16 protein-coding genes and 1 pseudogene are annotated in these 15,535 nt (G+C 38.0%); 10 read left to right on the top strand and 7 right to left on the bottom strand.

The genetic code is table 11. The features are described from left to right. Positions 1 to 395: 395 nt before the first annotated feature. Both H6G59_RS15655 and H6G59_RS15650 read right to left on the bottom strand, forming a co-directional pair. Positions 396 to 2,087 (bottom strand): bifunctional pantoate--beta-alanine ligase/(d)CMP kinase, encoded by a 1,692-nt coding sequence (locus H6G59_RS15655; protein ID WP_190715952.1) that lies wholly within the window; start codon positions 2,085 to 2,087, stop codon positions 396 to 398. A gap of 129 nt (positions 2,088 to 2,216) precedes the next feature. Next, entirely contained in the window at positions 2,217 to 3,323 is a 1,107-nt protein-coding gene (locus H6G59_RS15650) for a septal ring lytic transglycosylase RlpA family protein (RefSeq protein ID WP_190715950.1), read from the bottom strand. Between the two features lie 812 nt (positions 3,324 to 4,135). Here H6G59_RS15650 and glsA point away from each other — a divergent pair. After that, complete coding sequence (glsA, locus tag H6G59_RS15645; RefSeq protein ID WP_190715948.1) at positions 4,136 to 5,104, top strand: glutaminase A; 969 nt, start codon at positions 4,136 to 4,138, stop codon at positions 5,102 to 5,104. A gap of 427 nt (positions 5,105 to 5,531) precedes the next feature. Further along, positions 5,532 to 5,882 carry a hypothetical protein gene (locus H6G59_RS15640; RefSeq protein WP_190715946.1) on the top strand — a complete coding sequence of 117 codons (351 nt, stop codon included), beginning with the start codon at positions 5,532 to 5,534 and terminating at the stop codon, positions 5,880 to 5,882. A gap of 149 nt (positions 5,883 to 6,031) precedes the next feature. On the opposite strand, the gene H6G59_RS15635 is transcribed toward H6G59_RS15640, so the two are convergent. Then, positions 6,032 to 7,030: a cyanophycin synthetase gene (locus tag H6G59_RS15635; RefSeq protein WP_190715944.1), complete on the bottom strand. Its 999-nt coding sequence runs from the start codon at positions 7,028 to 7,030 to the stop codon at positions 6,032 to 6,034. A 545-nt stretch (positions 7,031 to 7,575) separates the two neighbouring features. Here H6G59_RS15635 and H6G59_RS15630 point away from each other — a divergent pair. Next, entirely contained in the window at positions 7,576 to 7,812 is a 237-nt protein-coding gene (locus H6G59_RS15630; RefSeq protein WP_190715942.1) for an SPOR domain-containing protein, read from the top strand. Between the two features lie 102 nt (positions 7,813 to 7,914). Here H6G59_RS15630 and bcp read toward each other — a convergent pair whose 3' ends face one another. Beyond that, positions 7,915 to 8,391, bottom strand: a complete 477-nt coding sequence (gene bcp, locus H6G59_RS15625) for a thioredoxin-dependent thiol peroxidase (protein ID WP_190715940.1) — start codon at positions 8,389 to 8,391, stop codon at positions 7,915 to 7,917. Positions 8,392 to 8,575: 184 nt separating this feature from the next. Here bcp and H6G59_RS15620 point away from each other — a divergent pair, with 184 nt between their 5' ends. The 5 genes from H6G59_RS15620 to H6G59_RS15600 all read left to right on the top strand — a co-directional run bounded on the left by H6G59_RS15620 (position 8,576) and on the right by H6G59_RS15600 (position 12,648). Beyond that, complete coding sequence (locus tag H6G59_RS15620; RefSeq protein ID WP_190715938.1) at positions 8,576 to 9,400, top strand: FAD-binding domain-containing protein; 825 nt, start codon at positions 8,576 to 8,578, stop codon at positions 9,398 to 9,400. Continuing rightward, positions 9,397 to 9,873: a GNAT family N-acetyltransferase gene (locus tag H6G59_RS15615; RefSeq protein ID WP_190715936.1), complete on the top strand. Its 477-nt coding sequence runs from the start codon at positions 9,397 to 9,399 to the stop codon at positions 9,871 to 9,873. The genes H6G59_RS15620 and H6G59_RS15615 overlap by 4 nt, the downstream gene beginning before the upstream one ends. 67 nt (positions 9,874 to 9,940) lie before the next feature. After that, a complete protein-coding gene (locus H6G59_RS15610) occupies positions 9,941 to 11,458 on the top strand; it encodes a GNAT family N-acetyltransferase (protein WP_190715934.1) in 1,518 nt (505 codons plus the stop codon). Further along, positions 11,448 to 11,945: a DUF3850 domain-containing protein gene (locus H6G59_RS15605; RefSeq protein WP_190715931.1), complete on the top strand. Its 498-nt coding sequence runs from the start codon at positions 11,448 to 11,450 to the stop codon at positions 11,943 to 11,945. The genes H6G59_RS15610 and H6G59_RS15605 overlap by 11 nt, the downstream gene beginning before the upstream one ends. Before the next feature lie 151 nt (positions 11,946 to 12,096). After that, a complete protein-coding gene (locus H6G59_RS15600) occupies positions 12,097 to 12,648 on the top strand; it encodes an ATP-binding protein (RefSeq protein ID WP_190715929.1) in 552 nt (183 codons plus the stop codon). Between the two features lie 95 nt (positions 12,649 to 12,743). On the opposite strand, the gene H6G59_RS15595 is transcribed toward H6G59_RS15600, so the two are convergent. After that, positions 12,744 to 13,187 (bottom strand): DUF29 domain-containing protein, encoded by a 444-nt coding sequence (locus H6G59_RS15595; protein WP_190715927.1) that lies wholly within the window; start codon positions 13,185 to 13,187, stop codon positions 12,744 to 12,746. 170 nt (positions 13,188 to 13,357) lie between these two features. Here H6G59_RS15595 and H6G59_RS15590 point away from each other — a divergent pair, with 170 nt between their 5' ends. Both H6G59_RS15590 and H6G59_RS15585 read left to right on the top strand, forming a co-directional pair. Continuing rightward, positions 13,358 to 13,657 carry a hypothetical protein gene (locus H6G59_RS15590; RefSeq protein WP_190715925.1) on the top strand — a complete coding sequence of 100 codons (300 nt, stop codon included), beginning with the start codon at positions 13,358 to 13,360 and terminating at the stop codon, positions 13,655 to 13,657. Positions 13,658 to 13,683: 26 nt separating this feature from the next. Continuing rightward, positions 13,684 to 14,058 (top strand): annotated as a pseudogene (locus H6G59_RS15585) (PIN domain-containing protein); the annotation flags it as partial. 109 nt (positions 14,059 to 14,167) lie between these two features. Here the strand turns inward: H6G59_RS15585 and hpnH are convergent. Continuing rightward, positions 14,168 to 15,187 (bottom strand): adenosyl-hopene transferase HpnH, encoded by a 1,020-nt coding sequence (gene hpnH / locus H6G59_RS15580; protein ID WP_190715923.1) that lies wholly within the window; start codon positions 15,185 to 15,187, stop codon positions 14,168 to 14,170. Between the two features lie 133 nt (positions 15,188 to 15,320). Continuing rightward, on the bottom strand, positions 15,321 to 15,515 hold the full coding sequence (locus H6G59_RS15575) for a hypothetical protein (RefSeq protein WP_190716225.1): 195 nt from the start codon (positions 15,513 to 15,515) through the stop codon (positions 15,321 to 15,323). Positions 15,516 to 15,535: the final 20 nt, after the last annotated feature.

Raw genomic sequence — 15,535 nt, 5'->3', positions numbered from 1 at the left:
TCTATTACGAATTACGTTGGCGGTAGCCTGCGGTCGGCATTATTACGAATTACGAATTATTTAATATGTTGTTTTTACAGCAGATTGCAGATCAATGAGGTACAGAATAAAAATTGAAACCTAAACACCAAGCCAGTTTTACTCCTGAACCGGAGGTCTGCGAAGCGTCTCCTGAACCGGAGGTCTGCGAAGCGTCTCCTGACTCCTGAATTCTGCCGTACAATAATTGACTTTAAGAGAACTCCACAAAATGAACAACTTTTATGGCTTACGCCAAGCTACGCTATCAGCAAAACCTAAATCGAAGATTCAGACACTTGAAATTGGGCGGGGTTACAATCGGAGTCGAATTTCTGTCCCCGTGTCCCCGTTTCCCCTTTTCTGTGCGTCTACATTTAATCGTTATTCTTCTGGTGGGAAGGGAGTAAACGCTTTTGATAGTAGTCAACAATTTGTGCAGCCACTTCAGAGGCGTTTAAACCATCAGTTTGAACTTCCACTGCATCAGCTGCTTTTTTCAAGGGGGAAACCTTGCGAGTGCTATCTTTCAAGTCTCGTTCAGCAATATCCTGTTCCAGCTGCTCTAAAGTAACTTCGGGTTGACCTTGTTTTCTAAAGTCTTGCAGACGGCGACGGGCGCGTTCACCAACAGAAGCGGTTAAGAAGATTTTCACTTCAGCATCGGGGAACACATGAGTACCAATGTCCCGGCCTTCAGCCACTAAGCCACCGCGTTTACCCCAGCTTTGCTGTTGTTTTACCAGTGCTTTTCGCACTTCACTTTGGGCTGCGATCGCAGATACTTTTGATGTTACCTCAATTGTGCGAATTTCTTGAGTAACATCAGTATCATTAATCCATACACCTACGGGAGATTGGAGGTTAGGGCTAGGAGTCAGTTCAATTTTACACTGATGAGCTAATTCAGCGATAGCGCAACGAGCATCTTCTGCGATCGCACATTCATCATCTAAAACAATGCCATTTTTCAGCACTAGCCAAGTGATAGCTCGGTACATAGCTCCCGTATCTAAATACACTAGACCTAGCTGGTTTGCTACTTGGCGAGCCACTGTAGATTTACCAGCACCAGCAGGGCCATCAATGGCGATGATCGCTTGGCGTTGGCGTAGCCCATCGTAGACATCGCACAAAATAGTATTGTCGATCAACCGTGTAGAACCTAGACGTGCTGCGATCGCCAGCATTCCTTCTTCCTCAACTTTTTCTAAAAACATCAACGTACTCGGTTCAACCAATTCAATATATTCCACAAAGATAGTGCTGACTTTTGCTATTTCTTGCCGCACCAATGCTATCAGTTCGCTGCTGTTACGAACGCCAGCACCAAATGCCGCTTCAGCTTGCCGCAAACCTTTAAATAACACTGTAGCTTGCTCTTTTTCCGTTGCAGTCAAATATTGATTGCGAGAACTCAAGGCCAAGCCTGACGCTTCCCGCACCGTTGGACAAGCAACAATCTCCACCGGCAAATTTAAATCAGCCACTAGCCGTTTAATAATTGCCAGTTGCTGACCATCTTTTTGACCGAAGTAGGCTCGGTCAGGTTGTACCAAGTTGAAAAGCTTGGTGACAATCGTCGCCACACCTTGAAAGTGTCCTGGCCGAGAAAGACTACACAAGCCTGATATCATAGCAGATGGAGGGATCACTTGTGTAACCTGAGATTCCTGTATACTATTCTGCGGTACTCCAATTTCTTCCGGAGTAGGCGCAAAAATCACATCTACTCCAGCTTGTTCACAAAGTTGTCGGTCTAGCTCCAAAGTTCGGGGATAGCGTTGAAAATCCTCATTGGGTCCAAATTGCAGGGGATTGACAAAAATACTCACAATCACCGTAGAATTTTCTTGTCGCGCTCGTTCAATGAGGCTGAGATGACCTTGATGCAGCCCTCCCATCGTTGGCACCAACCCGACTTCTGTCTGATCCCAAGTAGTCTGATCATCAAATAATCGCTCCTCAGAAAGCATGAGATTGCTTTCTGTAGACCCAAGCCGTGCCGCTAGGCAGCGACGTTGATTTAAATAGCAGCGTAAAGCTGCAACTGTTGTCAGCAAGCGCACAAAATACCCCTAGTTATTCTCGATCCTCTCCCCCGTTAGTTTATATCTGAAAACGGAGTCAGGGATGAATGAACTAGGGGAATTAAGCAATAGTGAAGAGCGAGAAAAGAGTAGAGTGTAGGAAGTTGGTTATCTTCCCAGAACCTCAATATGCACTGGAGCAATGCCACTGCTCATCATGCCTAAAATTCGAGCAGCACCGGCAGAAAGGTCAATAATTCGACCACCGATGTATGGACCCCGGTCATTAATTCGCACAACCACAGAGCGACCATTGCGGGTGTTAGTAACACGAACTTTTGTACCCATGGGTAAACTGCGATGGGCAGCTGTGAATGCTTCGGGATTAAATCTTTCCCCACTGGCAGTTTTATTACCAGACCAATCATAGCCGTACCAAGAAGCTATGCCCTTAAAGTTGATTTTTAATCCACCAATGGCAATCTGTTGTGGTAGCTTTTGTAGAGATACAGGCGTTACTGGTAAGTTAGCAATCTCATTGATGGGAGATGCATTGCCTATGAGTCTGCGTAGGCGATTGGTCGCTTGTAAAGCATCTTTAGCTAGATTCTTGGTGCTGTCTGCTAATTGGATACCTTGATTAATTTCTACCAATTCTTGATCATTTACTTTGATCGAGTAACGATCTGCCTGTTGAACAGAGCCGCCTTTGTTTTGGGCTTTATTATTGACTGGAGATTGGTTTTCTGCTTTCCAACTTACGGTAATTTGACTCGCGTCCACGTTCTCCTGAATCAGTTGGTTGATTCTAGAAGCTACTACACTAGCTCTTTTTACCGGGTCATTGTCAATGGAGCTAATTTGGTTGCTCACATCTATCGCATTCCCAAAACTAGCGACCTTTTTTGAGTTAGTAGAGACAAGGGCAGAATATTCAGAATATTTTAGTCCCTCACTATTTCCAATTGTGCCGATTTTTGTTTCCGTACTAGCAACTGGAGCAGAACTCAAAAAGGTGAGAACGGGAATATTCTTGATGTAAAGGGTTGCCGCCTGACGGCCTCCAATGCTGTGAGGATGAATTTCTGCATTCACAGTATTAGAAGCGGATTTCTGGGTAGAGGATTGGTACTCTCCTACTTTCACTGCATCACCTGTCGGTAATGCTTGGTTCGCTGGAGAGGTTCCCTTGATGGTTTGAGTACGACCGACTGAGGGTACACCCAAAACAGCCAGAAACAGGGCGACAATAGTCCACAAATGTCTTTGATTCATGCGTCCGATTTTAAAGCGACTGTAGAACTTAAGTCTTATAATTTCGTTGGTTTTTCACCAGTGATAGTGATACTCCCTAAAACTCGAACTCGTTCCGATTTCACTTTTTGTTTATAACTGCAACACATTAACATGAACCTTTTGGCTTGGGGATCAGGGATTTAGCGTAGGTTTTAGTCATTTAGCCAAATTTAAATTCTGGTTTCTAGGGCAGAACCTTGTTCAACTGCGGATTTTGGCTGTGTAACCTTTTTTTTCTGATCGTCAATAATTTCTTATGAAAAGTTAATATTAGGTTGTTCCTCAATGAAGCAAGTAGGATCTTGAATTTGTTGATAGCCCTTATTGCTATTTTTGTAACATATTTAACCGAATATGAAATTTTATTTTTGTCAATATTCCTGTCTTTAAATTAAAAAAATCATGCTAAATACTTACATAGTTTATTTGCTGAAAATTAGGCAAAAGTATGATTTAGCAGGTCTAAAAAACTAATAATTACCTATTAGACAGATTAAAAATTAGCCAAAATAAAGATATATATGATACTAAAAAATTAGTTCTATACACTTAAATAACTTCCCAAAAACCAGTATAAATTAGAGAAAGTTATTCAAAAAAATATACGTAGAAAAATCAGTTACTACTCCAGTAAGTATTTTTCTCATCCAAAAAAAAGTAATAATGAGACAATGAAAAAAGGAGGGGTGAGCTTGTCGAAATGAGTTTAAACTGTAGCAAAAATCACTCCAAGTCTTACATACCCAAACTAGTAAATCCGATTTAATGCTTAATAAACAGCTATTAGCCTCATGGGAAACCCAGAAGATTTAGAAATAGTTCCATCACCATTTCCAGAAGTTCTCCAAGATTTGCATTCCCAGTACAAATCTCTGCAAGAAGGTGTGGTAGCTAACTACATTCCCGAACTGGCAAAAGTCAACCCCAACTTATTTAGTATCTGCATTGCTACTGTTGATGGCCAAATTTATGAAGTCGGTGATTATCAACAACTATTTACTATTCAGTCTATTTCTAAGGTGTTTGTGTATGGACAGGCGCTAGAAGATCATGGACGGGATTATATTTTGACTAGGGTGGGGGTGGAACCGACAGGAGAAGCATTTAATGCAATTATCCTGGATGAGCAATCAAAGCGACCTTATAATCCCATGGTGAACGCCGGGGCTATAGCTACCACCAGCTTAATCAAGGGTTCTGGTCCAACTGAACGCCTAAATCGATTGCTAGATATGTATCGGCGCTATATTGGGCGGGATGTATTTGTGGATATTTCTGTGTTTACCTCAGAACGCAGTACGGGACATCGCAACCGCGCTACAGCACACCTGATGCTAAATTTTGGCATGATTGACCAAAATATTGAGGAAGCCTTGGATTTATATTTTCAACAATGTTCTGTCATGGTTAATTGTCGAGACTTGGCAGTGATGGCAGCCACCCTCGCCAATAAAGGTATTAACCCAGTTACTAAGGAAAAAGCGGTAGATAACCGTTATATCAAAGATATATTGAGCGTGATGTACACCTGCGGGATGTATAACTTTGCGGGTGAATGGGCTTACAATGTGGGAATTCCGGCAAAAAGCGGCGTTTGTGGGGGAATTATCGCCGTTGTTCCTAACAAAATGGGGATTGGAGTGTTTTCACCTTTGTTAGATGTTCGGGGTAACAGTGTGCGCGGGGTGAAGGTGTGTGAGCAACTGTCTCAAAGGTTGGGTTTACATCTGTTTGATTGTTCGCGTCAGGAAGGAATTTAATTTTGTTTAATCAAACAGAATTCAGGAGTCAGGAGTCAGAACGCTGCTCAATGCCGAGCTACCGCTAACAGAATGAATTCTGTTCGATAAAAGTAAATAAGGCTAAAACCCTTTTCTCCTGGCTCCCCTGCTTTGTCACAACGATAATTATTTACACCCACCTATTTAGTGGCAGCAATAATTAAGAAGTTATTAAAAATAATCTGTATTCCTTAATTAATGCTGGAAACTCTTTAATAAGACATTAAACAATTGAATAAAAATTAGCACTCTCGGCTAACAAGTGCTAATTTTCGACTAAATTTTTAAACCTATGGACTAGGCAAACATTCTACTTTTTCTAGCTGGAGTTGACTATTTTTTCGACCATAATTTGCCAAAACATCAGGTTTATTTGGAATTGATTAAATAGATTGGGAGGACTGGAATGAAATTTAGTTTCGATATTGTAGGAGTATCTCCAGTTTTATACTTTTTTAATCACCAACAGCAGAGTTGGCAAAAACCTCAGTCGCCTGGTGTGGAATATCTGGGAACCCATACTTGTACACTCGATGGGTTTCTAGAATCTGTGGAATCTGTTTTACCAAAGTTAAATTGGAATCTAGATCCAGTTGTCGATACGGTAATTCAATTTTGGTTGAACAACTCGGAGAGTATTCAATATTGGAAATCCAGGTTACAAGATGCCGGTAGAGATAATTTAGTAGTAGCAAGAGTGGCAGAAATACAAGCTTTGCAAGCTGAATTTGAATCACTACTAGGTAAAAATTGGTAATCTCACATTTTGCCTGATCAGCTGTTGTTATTTATTGTCTGCACATTGAGACAACAGAGCATTTGCAAGTTTTGCCTAAAAATTCCTAAAATTAATGGCTGCGCTGACCAAAATCATGAGCAATTTGCAGGTGGGACAGCTTATCAGTACTACTCGATAATAGTTTCGCTTTCTAAGGCTTTGAGAACTCTCAAATATAAATCTTCTACTCTCTTAGTTTGGATTTCACCACTGGCAGCATAGTGAGATAAGCTAGGAGAGCCATTCACTTCCAGCAGGGTATAATCTACCATCGGCTTTGTAATGTCGCTGGTAATTACATCTACACCTGCTAATCTCAGTCCTATATCTTTTGTAATATTGACGGCTAATTTTTGAAAGTCAGGATGGATGCTTTCAGTTAAATCTATGGCTTCACCTCCACTTGATAAATTCGCATTATCTAGAAGATAAACAATAGTATCTTTAGGAATAACTCTACTGAAACTTAGATTCTGCTTTTGTAGTTTTTTATCAATTCGGAAATCATCACAGTGAATAATTGTTTTTCTGCCATTTTTTATAAACTGCTCTTGCTTCTGCTGCATGAGTTCTAAAATATTTGATTTGCCGTCTCCAGTTATAAATAAAGGAATCCTTTGATAAGCTGCTATAACTTCGTTATCCAAGACTACGATTCTATAATCGTTACCACTATAGAACTTCTCAACAATTAATCCTGAGTTGATCTGCAATATTTTTTCGGCAACTTCATAGTATTCTGTCTGATTGTAAACTTTAGCTACTAATATTCCCTGACTGAGATTTAGCGGTTTGACAATTAGTGGAAATCCCAGTTCTTTTGCATAATTAAATCCATCATCAATATTTCTGGGGTTAGATATTTTCTTACATATTTGAGCATTAAAAAAGGTTTTTCCCTCTGGAACTTTATATCCAAATTTATTGAGAAAAAAGTTGGAGTAAGCTTTATCTTTAGCTAGATATGCTGAACCAAAGCCATTAATATTTAATTTAGTACTACTAAAACAAGATTTTTTACCATTTTTAAAGGTAATATGTCCGACTAATTCATATTCTGGTTCTACTAAGATTACTGCCCCTATTTGAGATGCTACTTTTTGCAGTATTGATGTGATTAATGGCATTTTTATTTACCAATATTCTAAGTACGCAATCATTTTACCAAAACAGTGCTGAGTAAAAAACTAATAATCACATTCAACATTTCTGGGGTAATATTGTACTAACGTAAGTTGCTCTTTTGGTGACTCGTAACTGGGAAAAGGCAACAAGTAATAATTTTATCAATTACAAATTACCAGCCTCAACTAGTTAACTAGTACATCCCGGCATAAATAAAGCTACCATACCCTTACGGGGAAGCAAGTTACAAAATAAACCTAACACTTACGTCAAAAGCTTTTTTTAATTTTTAATTTTTAATTTTTAATTCCGGGCGGTATTAGTAACTTAGATTAGTACATAGGACTTGGTTTGTGTATCTTGAAAACTGCGTAAACTCTATTCACCTCAGTTTTGCTGCTGAGTAGAAGCTATTTTGTCACACTAAGTGTTGACAATTCAAAAATTATGTAATAACAAGGTGGCATCATCAATTAAAGGCGCTAGTGTATCCCCCCTAAGAGACACACTAACGCTGTTCACTGAATTTCATACGGTTAATATAATCATGCCACAAAATACTGATTACAAAGATACAAAGTCAGAAAATCAAGCACTTGCTTACAGAAATCGCCTGAATGGTTGGGCGATCGCTCGTGTGGTTGCAAATCAGGAACGGGTGATTGTAGGGCGATTCCGCAGCCGTTCCAACGCTGATGGTTATATGCAGCACTTACGCCAGCTGACACCGAATGCTTCTTTTGAGCTTGTCTTTGATTGTCAGCAGGAAGAAGTGGTGATTTAGGCTTTGAGGCTAGGCGATCGCAGTTGAGTTAATTGAGAGGATGTTTTCAAAGTGATCATTGATGTATCAAAACCTCAAACCTGATACTTAACAAACATCCTCTTAAACGGCTGCTAATTCCTGCAATTTTGTGAACACTGCTTGAGCATGACCTTTAGTTTTGACATTTGGCCAAGCATAGGCGATGGTTTTATCAGGTGAAATCAAAAAAGTTGACCGAGCCACACCCATATATTCTTTACCCATAAACTTCTTTAATCTCCACGCACCATAGGCTTCTATTAATTGATGTTCTGGGTCACTTAATAGGGTAATTGATAATTGATGTTTGTCGATAAATTTGCAATGTGCTTTACCCGAATCTGGACTGACACCGATGATTTTAGCTCCCAGTGCAGTGAATTGTGGAGATAAATCGGTGAAATCTTTTGCTTCTGTGGTGCATCCTGGAGTGTCGTCTTTGGGGTAGAAATAAAGGACTATCCATTCACTGAAGTCAGCAAGGTTAACTGGTTTGTCGTTTTGATCTGGAGTGGTGAAGTCGGGTGCTGGTTGTCCAGTTTGGGGAATGTTGGTCATGATGGGATTTAGATAAATTGCAAAAATCAGGATTGAAATTTTTGATTAGATTTTAGATTTTAGATTTTAGATTGTAAACGCTAGGGACGTTCCATTTGACGCAATCATGTTTAAAATGGGTATTACCATCTAAACGCTTGCTAGTCGAGATTGGCACTACAATTAAGTCTAAACCAATAAATTTATGTTACGTGATTTTACCAGTCGCGAAGAATTAGTAGCGTATCTGCGCGAACAATTTCCCCAAGCCGCAGAACGAGATGATCACATCAGCATGACTGTGGGGGGACGGAAAGCTGCCAAACAAATATTATATAAAATAGACCCAGTATCATACGCAAAGACACGTAATTTTTTAACGGGTGCAGTCACAAGACTATCACCTTATATTCGTTATGGCGTTTTGAGTTTGCGAGAAATTCGGGATTATATTCTTGATAAAGTCCAGAATTCCGATGAAGCAACTAAACTAATTACCGAATTAGCTTGGCGTGATTATTGGCAAAGGTTATACATCAAACTAGGAAACGGTATTTGGCAAAATCAAGAAGAATATAAAACTGGCTATAAATTAGCAGACTATGCAGCAGCCTTACCCCAAGATATTACAACAGGAACTACTGGTAGCGTTTGCATTGACAGCTTTAGCCGAGAGTTACAGGAAACTGGCTACCTGCACAATCACATCAGAATGTGGTTAGCCGCTTATATTGTCCATTGGCGACGTATTCAATGGCAAGCTGGCGCAAAATGGTTTTTACAGCACTTGCTTGATGGTGATCCAGCCAGTAATAATATGTCATGGCAGTGGGTAGCAAGTACTTTTAGTCACAAACCCTATTTCTTCAACCGCGAGAATTTAGAACGTTATACCAAAGGCGTTTATTGTCGTCAATGTCCACTGTATGGAAAATGTGATTTTGAAGGCAGTTATGAAGAATTAGAACAGCGACTTTTTCCGAAAGGACAATTTAGTCAACAAGCAAATAGTCGAACTTGGCAGAAATGATAATTAGACAAGCAACCATAAATGATCATCAAGGTGTGCTGAAGTACGCCCTCAAACTTGTTCATCAACATCACAATTTCAATCCTTTAAGGTTTGTTGAATTTGACAATCATGAAAAACAGCTTTTTGATTTTTTTGCTGAAGAGATTGTTAACCCAAAAGCAGTTGTGTTAGTTGTGGAAGCAGAAAATGAAATTGTTGGGTACTCATTTACAAGGTTAGAAGAAATCAGTTTGGTTGATATTGCACCAGCATCAGCATGGCTTCATGACATATATATTGATGAATCGGTGCGGGGAATGGGAGCAGGAAAATTGCTGTTAAATGCTTCAATAGATGCAGCAAAGAAGTTAGGTTCACAAATATTGATACTTCAAGTCGCAGCACAAAACGAATTTGCCAAGAAGTTATTTGAAGCTAATGGATTTAATGTGGCAACTTACGAGATGATGATGAATTTAGGTGAAGGGTGAAAAGGTTAGAGGTTTTATGAGAGAATTTATTAGCTGTATAATAGGTAATATTTTCTAGGTCTAAGCTATGGAGATTCAGATAGTCCTTTACATTTATTCATTTCCTTCGTATCTGCGGGAACAGCCACGAGTTAAAATTGGCAGAACTTCTGGAAGTATTGATACTGATCCTACAGAATTAGCATGGCAACGCATACGTTCGCAAGTTAAAACTTCACATCCAGAAGAACCTAAATTATTGGGTGCAGTCACAGTTCCAGGCGAATGGATAGAAACAACAATTCATTCACAGTTAAAAAATAAGGGATATCACATTTCTGAAGCACCTGGAATAGAATGGTTTAAATTTCCCAATCAAAAGGAATTGCAGAATTTCCTCGATATACTTTATCGTTCAATCATCATTGATGATTTCTCCGAATTTGGTGGAGGAAGAACAGATATTAAAGGTGATTCTTTTGATTCTATTATTTCTGCATTTGGTGTTAAAAAACTGAGTGGAAAAGAGTTTAGAAATGAAAGTGATTTAATCAAAATTCTCAATGATGAATTATCTCCACTTTATCCTGGTTTTCCTCAATGGTTCGATAAAACCATGAAAAGCTCAGACAGTGTTTTTAACGTAGCTTATAGAGATAAACAAGCTATTGGAGTTGCTATTTGGAAGCCTAAAGTAAATGGAATAGCTAAACTTTCAACTCTTTTTGTGACTGAGGATTATAGACGTAGTGGTATTGGCAGAAACTTAATTTTAACTTGTTTTGAGCAATGGAAAGCGGAACTAATTAGACGAGTTTTTGTTACCACAGCTAAAATTGAACTTGTTCCCTTTTTTGAACGTTACGGCTTCTGGGTAGAAGGTATAGGAAGAGAAATATATGAACGTGAAAAACATTTACCAGAATGGTTTTTAACGAAACTATTTTTTTATGAATCTGATCAGAATAATTTAGACACAATAAATAAAGCAAAAATTCTATTTCCATCTATAACATCAACATTTTATCAGCCTAAAGGCAGAGAAGAAATTTCACAAATTGAATTGAAAGATGGAAACATTCAGTTAAGTGCTGTTAATAATAGTCTCATTTATCAATTCTCTCTGCATTCTTGGCTAAATCTTACTTATCCAGCCGAGTCAGTTTACACCCCACAAACAGCTTATATTATACCAATTGAGCCTCAATTTTTGATTCAGATATTTCAAAAGGGGAAGACAGTCTATTATGGTAGATGTGTACACAAGAAGTTTGACATGAGAGGAGGATTAATATTGTTCTATGCTAGTAGTCCGATATCTGGTATTGTAGCGATCGCAAGAATTGTTAATCGCTATATTGGAACGCCCAATAAACTCTATAATGATTTAAGTAATAGGGGGGTTCTCACCTTGGAAGAAATTGGTAGTGAAGAAAAAGTACAACAGGCTGTTGAGTTTGATTTCCTTATGCCACTCCGTCAAGTCATTCATTTAAATGACTTACTCAGTAATGGTGTTCTCAACGGACCGCCACAAACAATGCACAGCCTTCCTTTAGAACGTTATAGAAAAGCTGTTGAACTTGGAGGTATTTATGCAGGCTAAATATATTAAAGCATTAAGCATTAAGAGAATTTATGCTGAACGCATTATTGACGGTAGTAAAAAAATTGAGTTACGAAAACGTTCAATTGGCATTGAATTAGGTGATCTAGTTCTTTTATACGAAACCACACCTGATTCTCTTATAAAGGGAGGTTTTATTGCTGATAAAACTATATTTTTACCTGTGTCTCAAATGTGGAGTAAATATCACCACATTTTAGGAGTAGACAAAGATTTCTATGATCTATATTTTGAAAACTGTGAATTTGCTTATGGTACTTTTATATATCAGAGCTTTCTTTTCCCTTCAATTTCTCTGAAACAAATATATGAAATTTGCCCTAATTTTACTCCACCACAAGCCACAATTAACTGGCGGAATAATTGGTATATTCAGCCTGAATGGATAGATGCACTTAATCAGGGAAGAAATCAGTTAATGCAGGAGGGTAAACTAAGTGAACAGTTGAGATTATTTGCATTTTAGTAGGTAGATGCGATTAATTTTCTTTAAATTTCAGTGCTAAATAAAATAATTGCATAGCCAATTCTGTAAAGTTTCATGGTCAATAAATCCTTGGGTTGATTAAAAACTGATAATTTTTGTTGTTTTTTTTAAGTAGACAAACAATAACAATATGAGCAAACGTAAAATCATTTTTGTTGGTGGAATTCATGGTGTTGGTAAAACAACGCTTTGTAAAAATATAGAATCAAGATATAATATCAAACATTTTTCAGCAAGTAATCTAATTGCTGAAGAAAAGACTGAGGAACATCTTCGCAACAAGCAAGTTAAGAATATTGCCGGAAATCAAGATTTTTTAGTAACAGCAATAAACAAGTATTTTAAGAGTGAACACTGGTATTTACTTGATGGTCATTTTTGTTTATTAAACAAGGATAATGAAATTACTAAAATTCCATACTCAACATATGAAGACATTAGCCCCAGTGCTATTCTTATTTTGGTTGACGAACCTGAAAATATTTATACTCGTTTAAGCTTAAGAGATAGCATTAAATATAATTTAGCTCTGTTACGCTCTTTTCAAGAACAAGAAATTGATTATGCTGATTACATAAAGGATAAATTAAATATTCCCTATATAATGTACAATACTAGTGAAAGTGAGGATAAAATATATACTTTTATTGAAGATTTAGTAGATAAAGCAGTATGTGAATAAAAGTTTTTGTGTCTTTAGTAATGAGTGAGAGATCGCATAGTACATAGCATTTAAAGAAAATTCTTTCAATACGAAATTAATAAAGTTCTGATTTATTATTCTTCTTGATTCACTAAAAAAGCAGGATCAAGAATTTGAGAAATACTATAGGGATTTTCATTAGGAAAAGTTGTATCCGGTAAATTAGTTTCCTGAATTGCTAAATCTACACCATCTTGATAAGCTAAAACAATTGCTTCCGATAAATAGGACTTAAGACTGGGGTTTTCTTCAAGAAGTTCTTTAATGCGACGACGTTGTTCTCTAATTGTGGCTTTCCAACTATTGCTGCGTTTATCGCTTTGATACTGCCATTTCAGAAGATGTCCAATCAAAATCCCCAGTCTGTTTCTCAATTCTTGCTTTTCTCGCTTACCCAAAGATTCAATTTCCTCTATTAAATTTAAAATATCAAGTTGATTTAGTTGACCTTGTTTTAATAATTTTGCTTGTTCTAATGTCCAAGCATAAAAATCTGTTTCATAAAGTTTTGATGACATTATCTTCATCTCCCATTGTACAAATATTCTTTAGCTGTTATTCGTCCTAATCAGTGATTTACATTCAGGTTAGTACTATTGACATAATTTATATAGCTTCTTATAACTCCTGCATCTGGCATAAAATCAAGTATAATAGTTTTATCAAATAAGAAAACTTAGGCTCACAAATGTTAACAGCTAAGTCCTTACAGAAAGTTATTGATGCAGCACGTTCTTTGCCAATCAATGACCAACTTCAGTTACTTCAAGTAATCGCACTTGATTTGCAACAGAGCGATAACCTGGAAGCATTACAGGCTTCTTTCTGGGAAAATCAATCAATAGATAAATTGCTTCAACAACAGTCAACTCCTATAATTACTGATATTCAATCCCTTACAGTTGATTCTTGGAAAGAAGATGAATCAACTGATCAATTTGAACAATTTATTGCAGATAGCAGACGCACTGACAGAACAATACAATGAGTATTTTATTATAAGATACAAATGTTGTATCTTATTTGTTCAAAGGAGATACTCGTGCATTGGCTTATGCTCCAATCCTTCAAGGAAACCGTCTCGCTATTTCATTTGTCACAGTAGCAGAATTGTATGAGTGGGCGGCTATTAAAAAATGGGGAGAAAGACGCTTAACTCAGTTAGAAATTACACTGACAAGTTACCTTGTGATTCCTATAGATATTGAACTTTGCCGCATCTGGGGAACAATACGCGCCCAGCAAAGGGCAGCAGGAACTACAATCGCTTCACAAGATGGATGGATTGCAGCAACGGCTCTTTGCCATAAATTACCACTTGTTACCCATAACCCTAGCGATTTTCAAAATATTGCCAACCTTGATATTCGTAGTATTATCATTCCTTGAGGAATCAGAATCAGGATTTACTGGATTTGAATATTAACAAGATTAAATGTGATTCAACTATTATTTTATCCTGTACATCCATTAATCCTGGTAATCCTGATTCAGACACCTATCCTCTACCAAACACAGTCCCCATAGAACGGACTATATTTTGCGGTTGCATAGCATCCATAGCTGCGGTTGGTTCATAACCACAATGAACCATACAATCAGCACATTTAGGATTACCACTAGCGCGTCCGTACTTACTCCAATCAGTTTCATCCAACAACTGTTTGAAACTTGTATAGTACCCTTCATTCAACAAATAACAAGGTTTTTGCCAACCTAAAACACTATAACTAGGACTACCCCAAGGAGTACATTCATAGTCTTTCTCACCAATGAGAAAATCTAAAAATAGGGGATTGTGATTGAAGTTCCAGTTCTTCTTTCCAGATGTGTAAGGTGTGAGAATTTCTCGGAATAAAGCGCGGGTTTGTTCTCTTTGCAGAAAATGATCCTGATCTGGGGCCCATGCGTAACCGTAACCAGGAGAAATCATCATTCCATCAGTACCAAGAGTTTCTAGAAAATCGAAAAACTCCTGCATTTCTTGAATATCGCAACCTTCAAAAATTGTCGTGTTAGTAGTGACACGAAACCCTTTGGCTTTAGCAGCGCGAATAGCTTGTACAGCAGTATCAAAAACGCCTTTTCTGTCCACACATTTATCATGCCATTCCCGCATTCCATCGAGGTGAACGCTGAAACTTAGATAAGGAGAAGGTTGAAATTTATGGAGACTCTTTTCTAATAACAAACCATTGGTACACAGATAAACATATTTTTTGCGTTCAACTAAACCTTTAACAATTTCATCAATTTGGGGATGTAATAACGGTTCTCCTCCAGGAATAGAAACAACAGGTGCGCCACATTCTTCCACAGCCGCAAAACACTGTTCTGGAGTTAGGTTTTGTTTGAGAACTTCTGTGGGATGTTGGATTTTTCCACAACCTGTACAAGCTAGGTTACATCGAAAAAGCGGTTCTAACATTAATACCAGAGGGAAACGTTTACGCCCTAAAAAGCGCTGTGTTACTAGATACTTGCCAATATCTATTGCTTGTTGTAGATTAATCGCCATTTAATTAACACTCCTCTCTTTGGTAATTGGAGGCAGGAGGCAGAAGGCAGGAGGCAGAAGGTAGGAGAGTAGGAAGTAATTTTCTATGCCCTAATTTCCTTTTTACTGTCACCTGTCACCTGTCACCTGTCACCTACTTCGCGTAACCATTAGACACAAACCAATCAACAGCGTCCTTGAGTGCTACGTTCAGAGGGGACTGAGGTAGACCAAGTTCGCGGAGGGAGCAACGCGATTTTGTGAGGTAGGGCAAAAAAAGTGCGATCGCCAAGTTAAAAACAGGCATCACTAAAAAATCTTTACCGTACAAAAAAATGATTTTACACATAACAAATAAATAATATTACT

The organism is Anabaena lutea FACHB-196 (assembly GCF_014698305.1).
GTDB lineage: Bacteria > Cyanobacteriota > Cyanobacteriia > Cyanobacteriales > Nostocaceae > Anabaena > Anabaena lutea.
The sequence above is the reverse complement of the archived record's forward strand: the minus strand, read 5'-3'. Positions and strand labels throughout refer to the sequence as shown.

Excerpts from the sequence above, each read along its gene's own strand:
- H6G59_RS15650 (WP_190715950.1), bottom strand. The coding sequence starts at position 3,323 with ATGAATCAAAGACATTTGTGGACTATTGTCGCCCTGTTTCTGGCTGTT.
- H6G59_RS15605 (WP_190715931.1), top strand. The coding sequence starts at position 11,448 with ATGCAGGCTAAATATATTAAAGCATTAAGCATTAAGAGAATTTATGCT.
- H6G59_RS15595 (WP_190715927.1), bottom strand. The coding sequence starts at position 13,187 with ATGTCATCAAAACTTTATGAAACAGATTTTTATGCTTGGACATTAGAA.
- H6G59_RS15640 (WP_190715946.1), top strand. The coding sequence starts at position 5,532 with ATGAAATTTAGTTTCGATATTGTAGGAGTATCTCCAGTTTTATACTTT.
- H6G59_RS15630 (WP_190715942.1), top strand. The coding sequence starts at position 7,576 with ATGCCACAAAATACTGATTACAAAGATACAAAGTCAGAAAATCAAGCA.
- bcp (WP_190715940.1), bottom strand. The coding sequence starts at position 8,391 with ATGACCAACATTCCCCAAACTGGACAACCAGCACCCGACTTCACCACT.
- hpnH (WP_190715923.1), bottom strand. The coding sequence starts at position 15,187 with ATGGCGATTAATCTACAACAAGCAATAGATATTGGCAAGTATCTAGTA.
- H6G59_RS15620 (WP_190715938.1), top strand. The coding sequence starts at position 8,576 with ATGTTACGTGATTTTACCAGTCGCGAAGAATTAGTAGCGTATCTGCGC.
- H6G59_RS15600 (WP_190715929.1), top strand. The coding sequence starts at position 12,097 with ATGAGCAAACGTAAAATCATTTTTGTTGGTGGAATTCATGGTGTTGGT.
- H6G59_RS15575 (WP_190716225.1), bottom strand. The coding sequence starts at position 15,515 with ATGTGTAAAATCATTTTTTTGTACGGTAAAGATTTTTTAGTGATGCCT.
- H6G59_RS15615 (WP_190715936.1), top strand. The coding sequence starts at position 9,397 with ATGATAATTAGACAAGCAACCATAAATGATCATCAAGGTGTGCTGAAG.
- H6G59_RS15610 (WP_190715934.1), top strand. The coding sequence starts at position 9,941 with ATGGAGATTCAGATAGTCCTTTACATTTATTCATTTCCTTCGTATCTG.
- H6G59_RS15635 (WP_190715944.1), bottom strand. The coding sequence starts at position 7,030 with ATGCCATTAATCACATCAATACTGCAAAAAGTAGCATCTCAAATAGGG.
- glsA (WP_190715948.1), top strand. The coding sequence starts at position 4,136 with ATGGGAAACCCAGAAGATTTAGAAATAGTTCCATCACCATTTCCAGAA.
- H6G59_RS15590 (WP_190715925.1), top strand. The coding sequence starts at position 13,358 with ATGTTAACAGCTAAGTCCTTACAGAAAGTTATTGATGCAGCACGTTCT.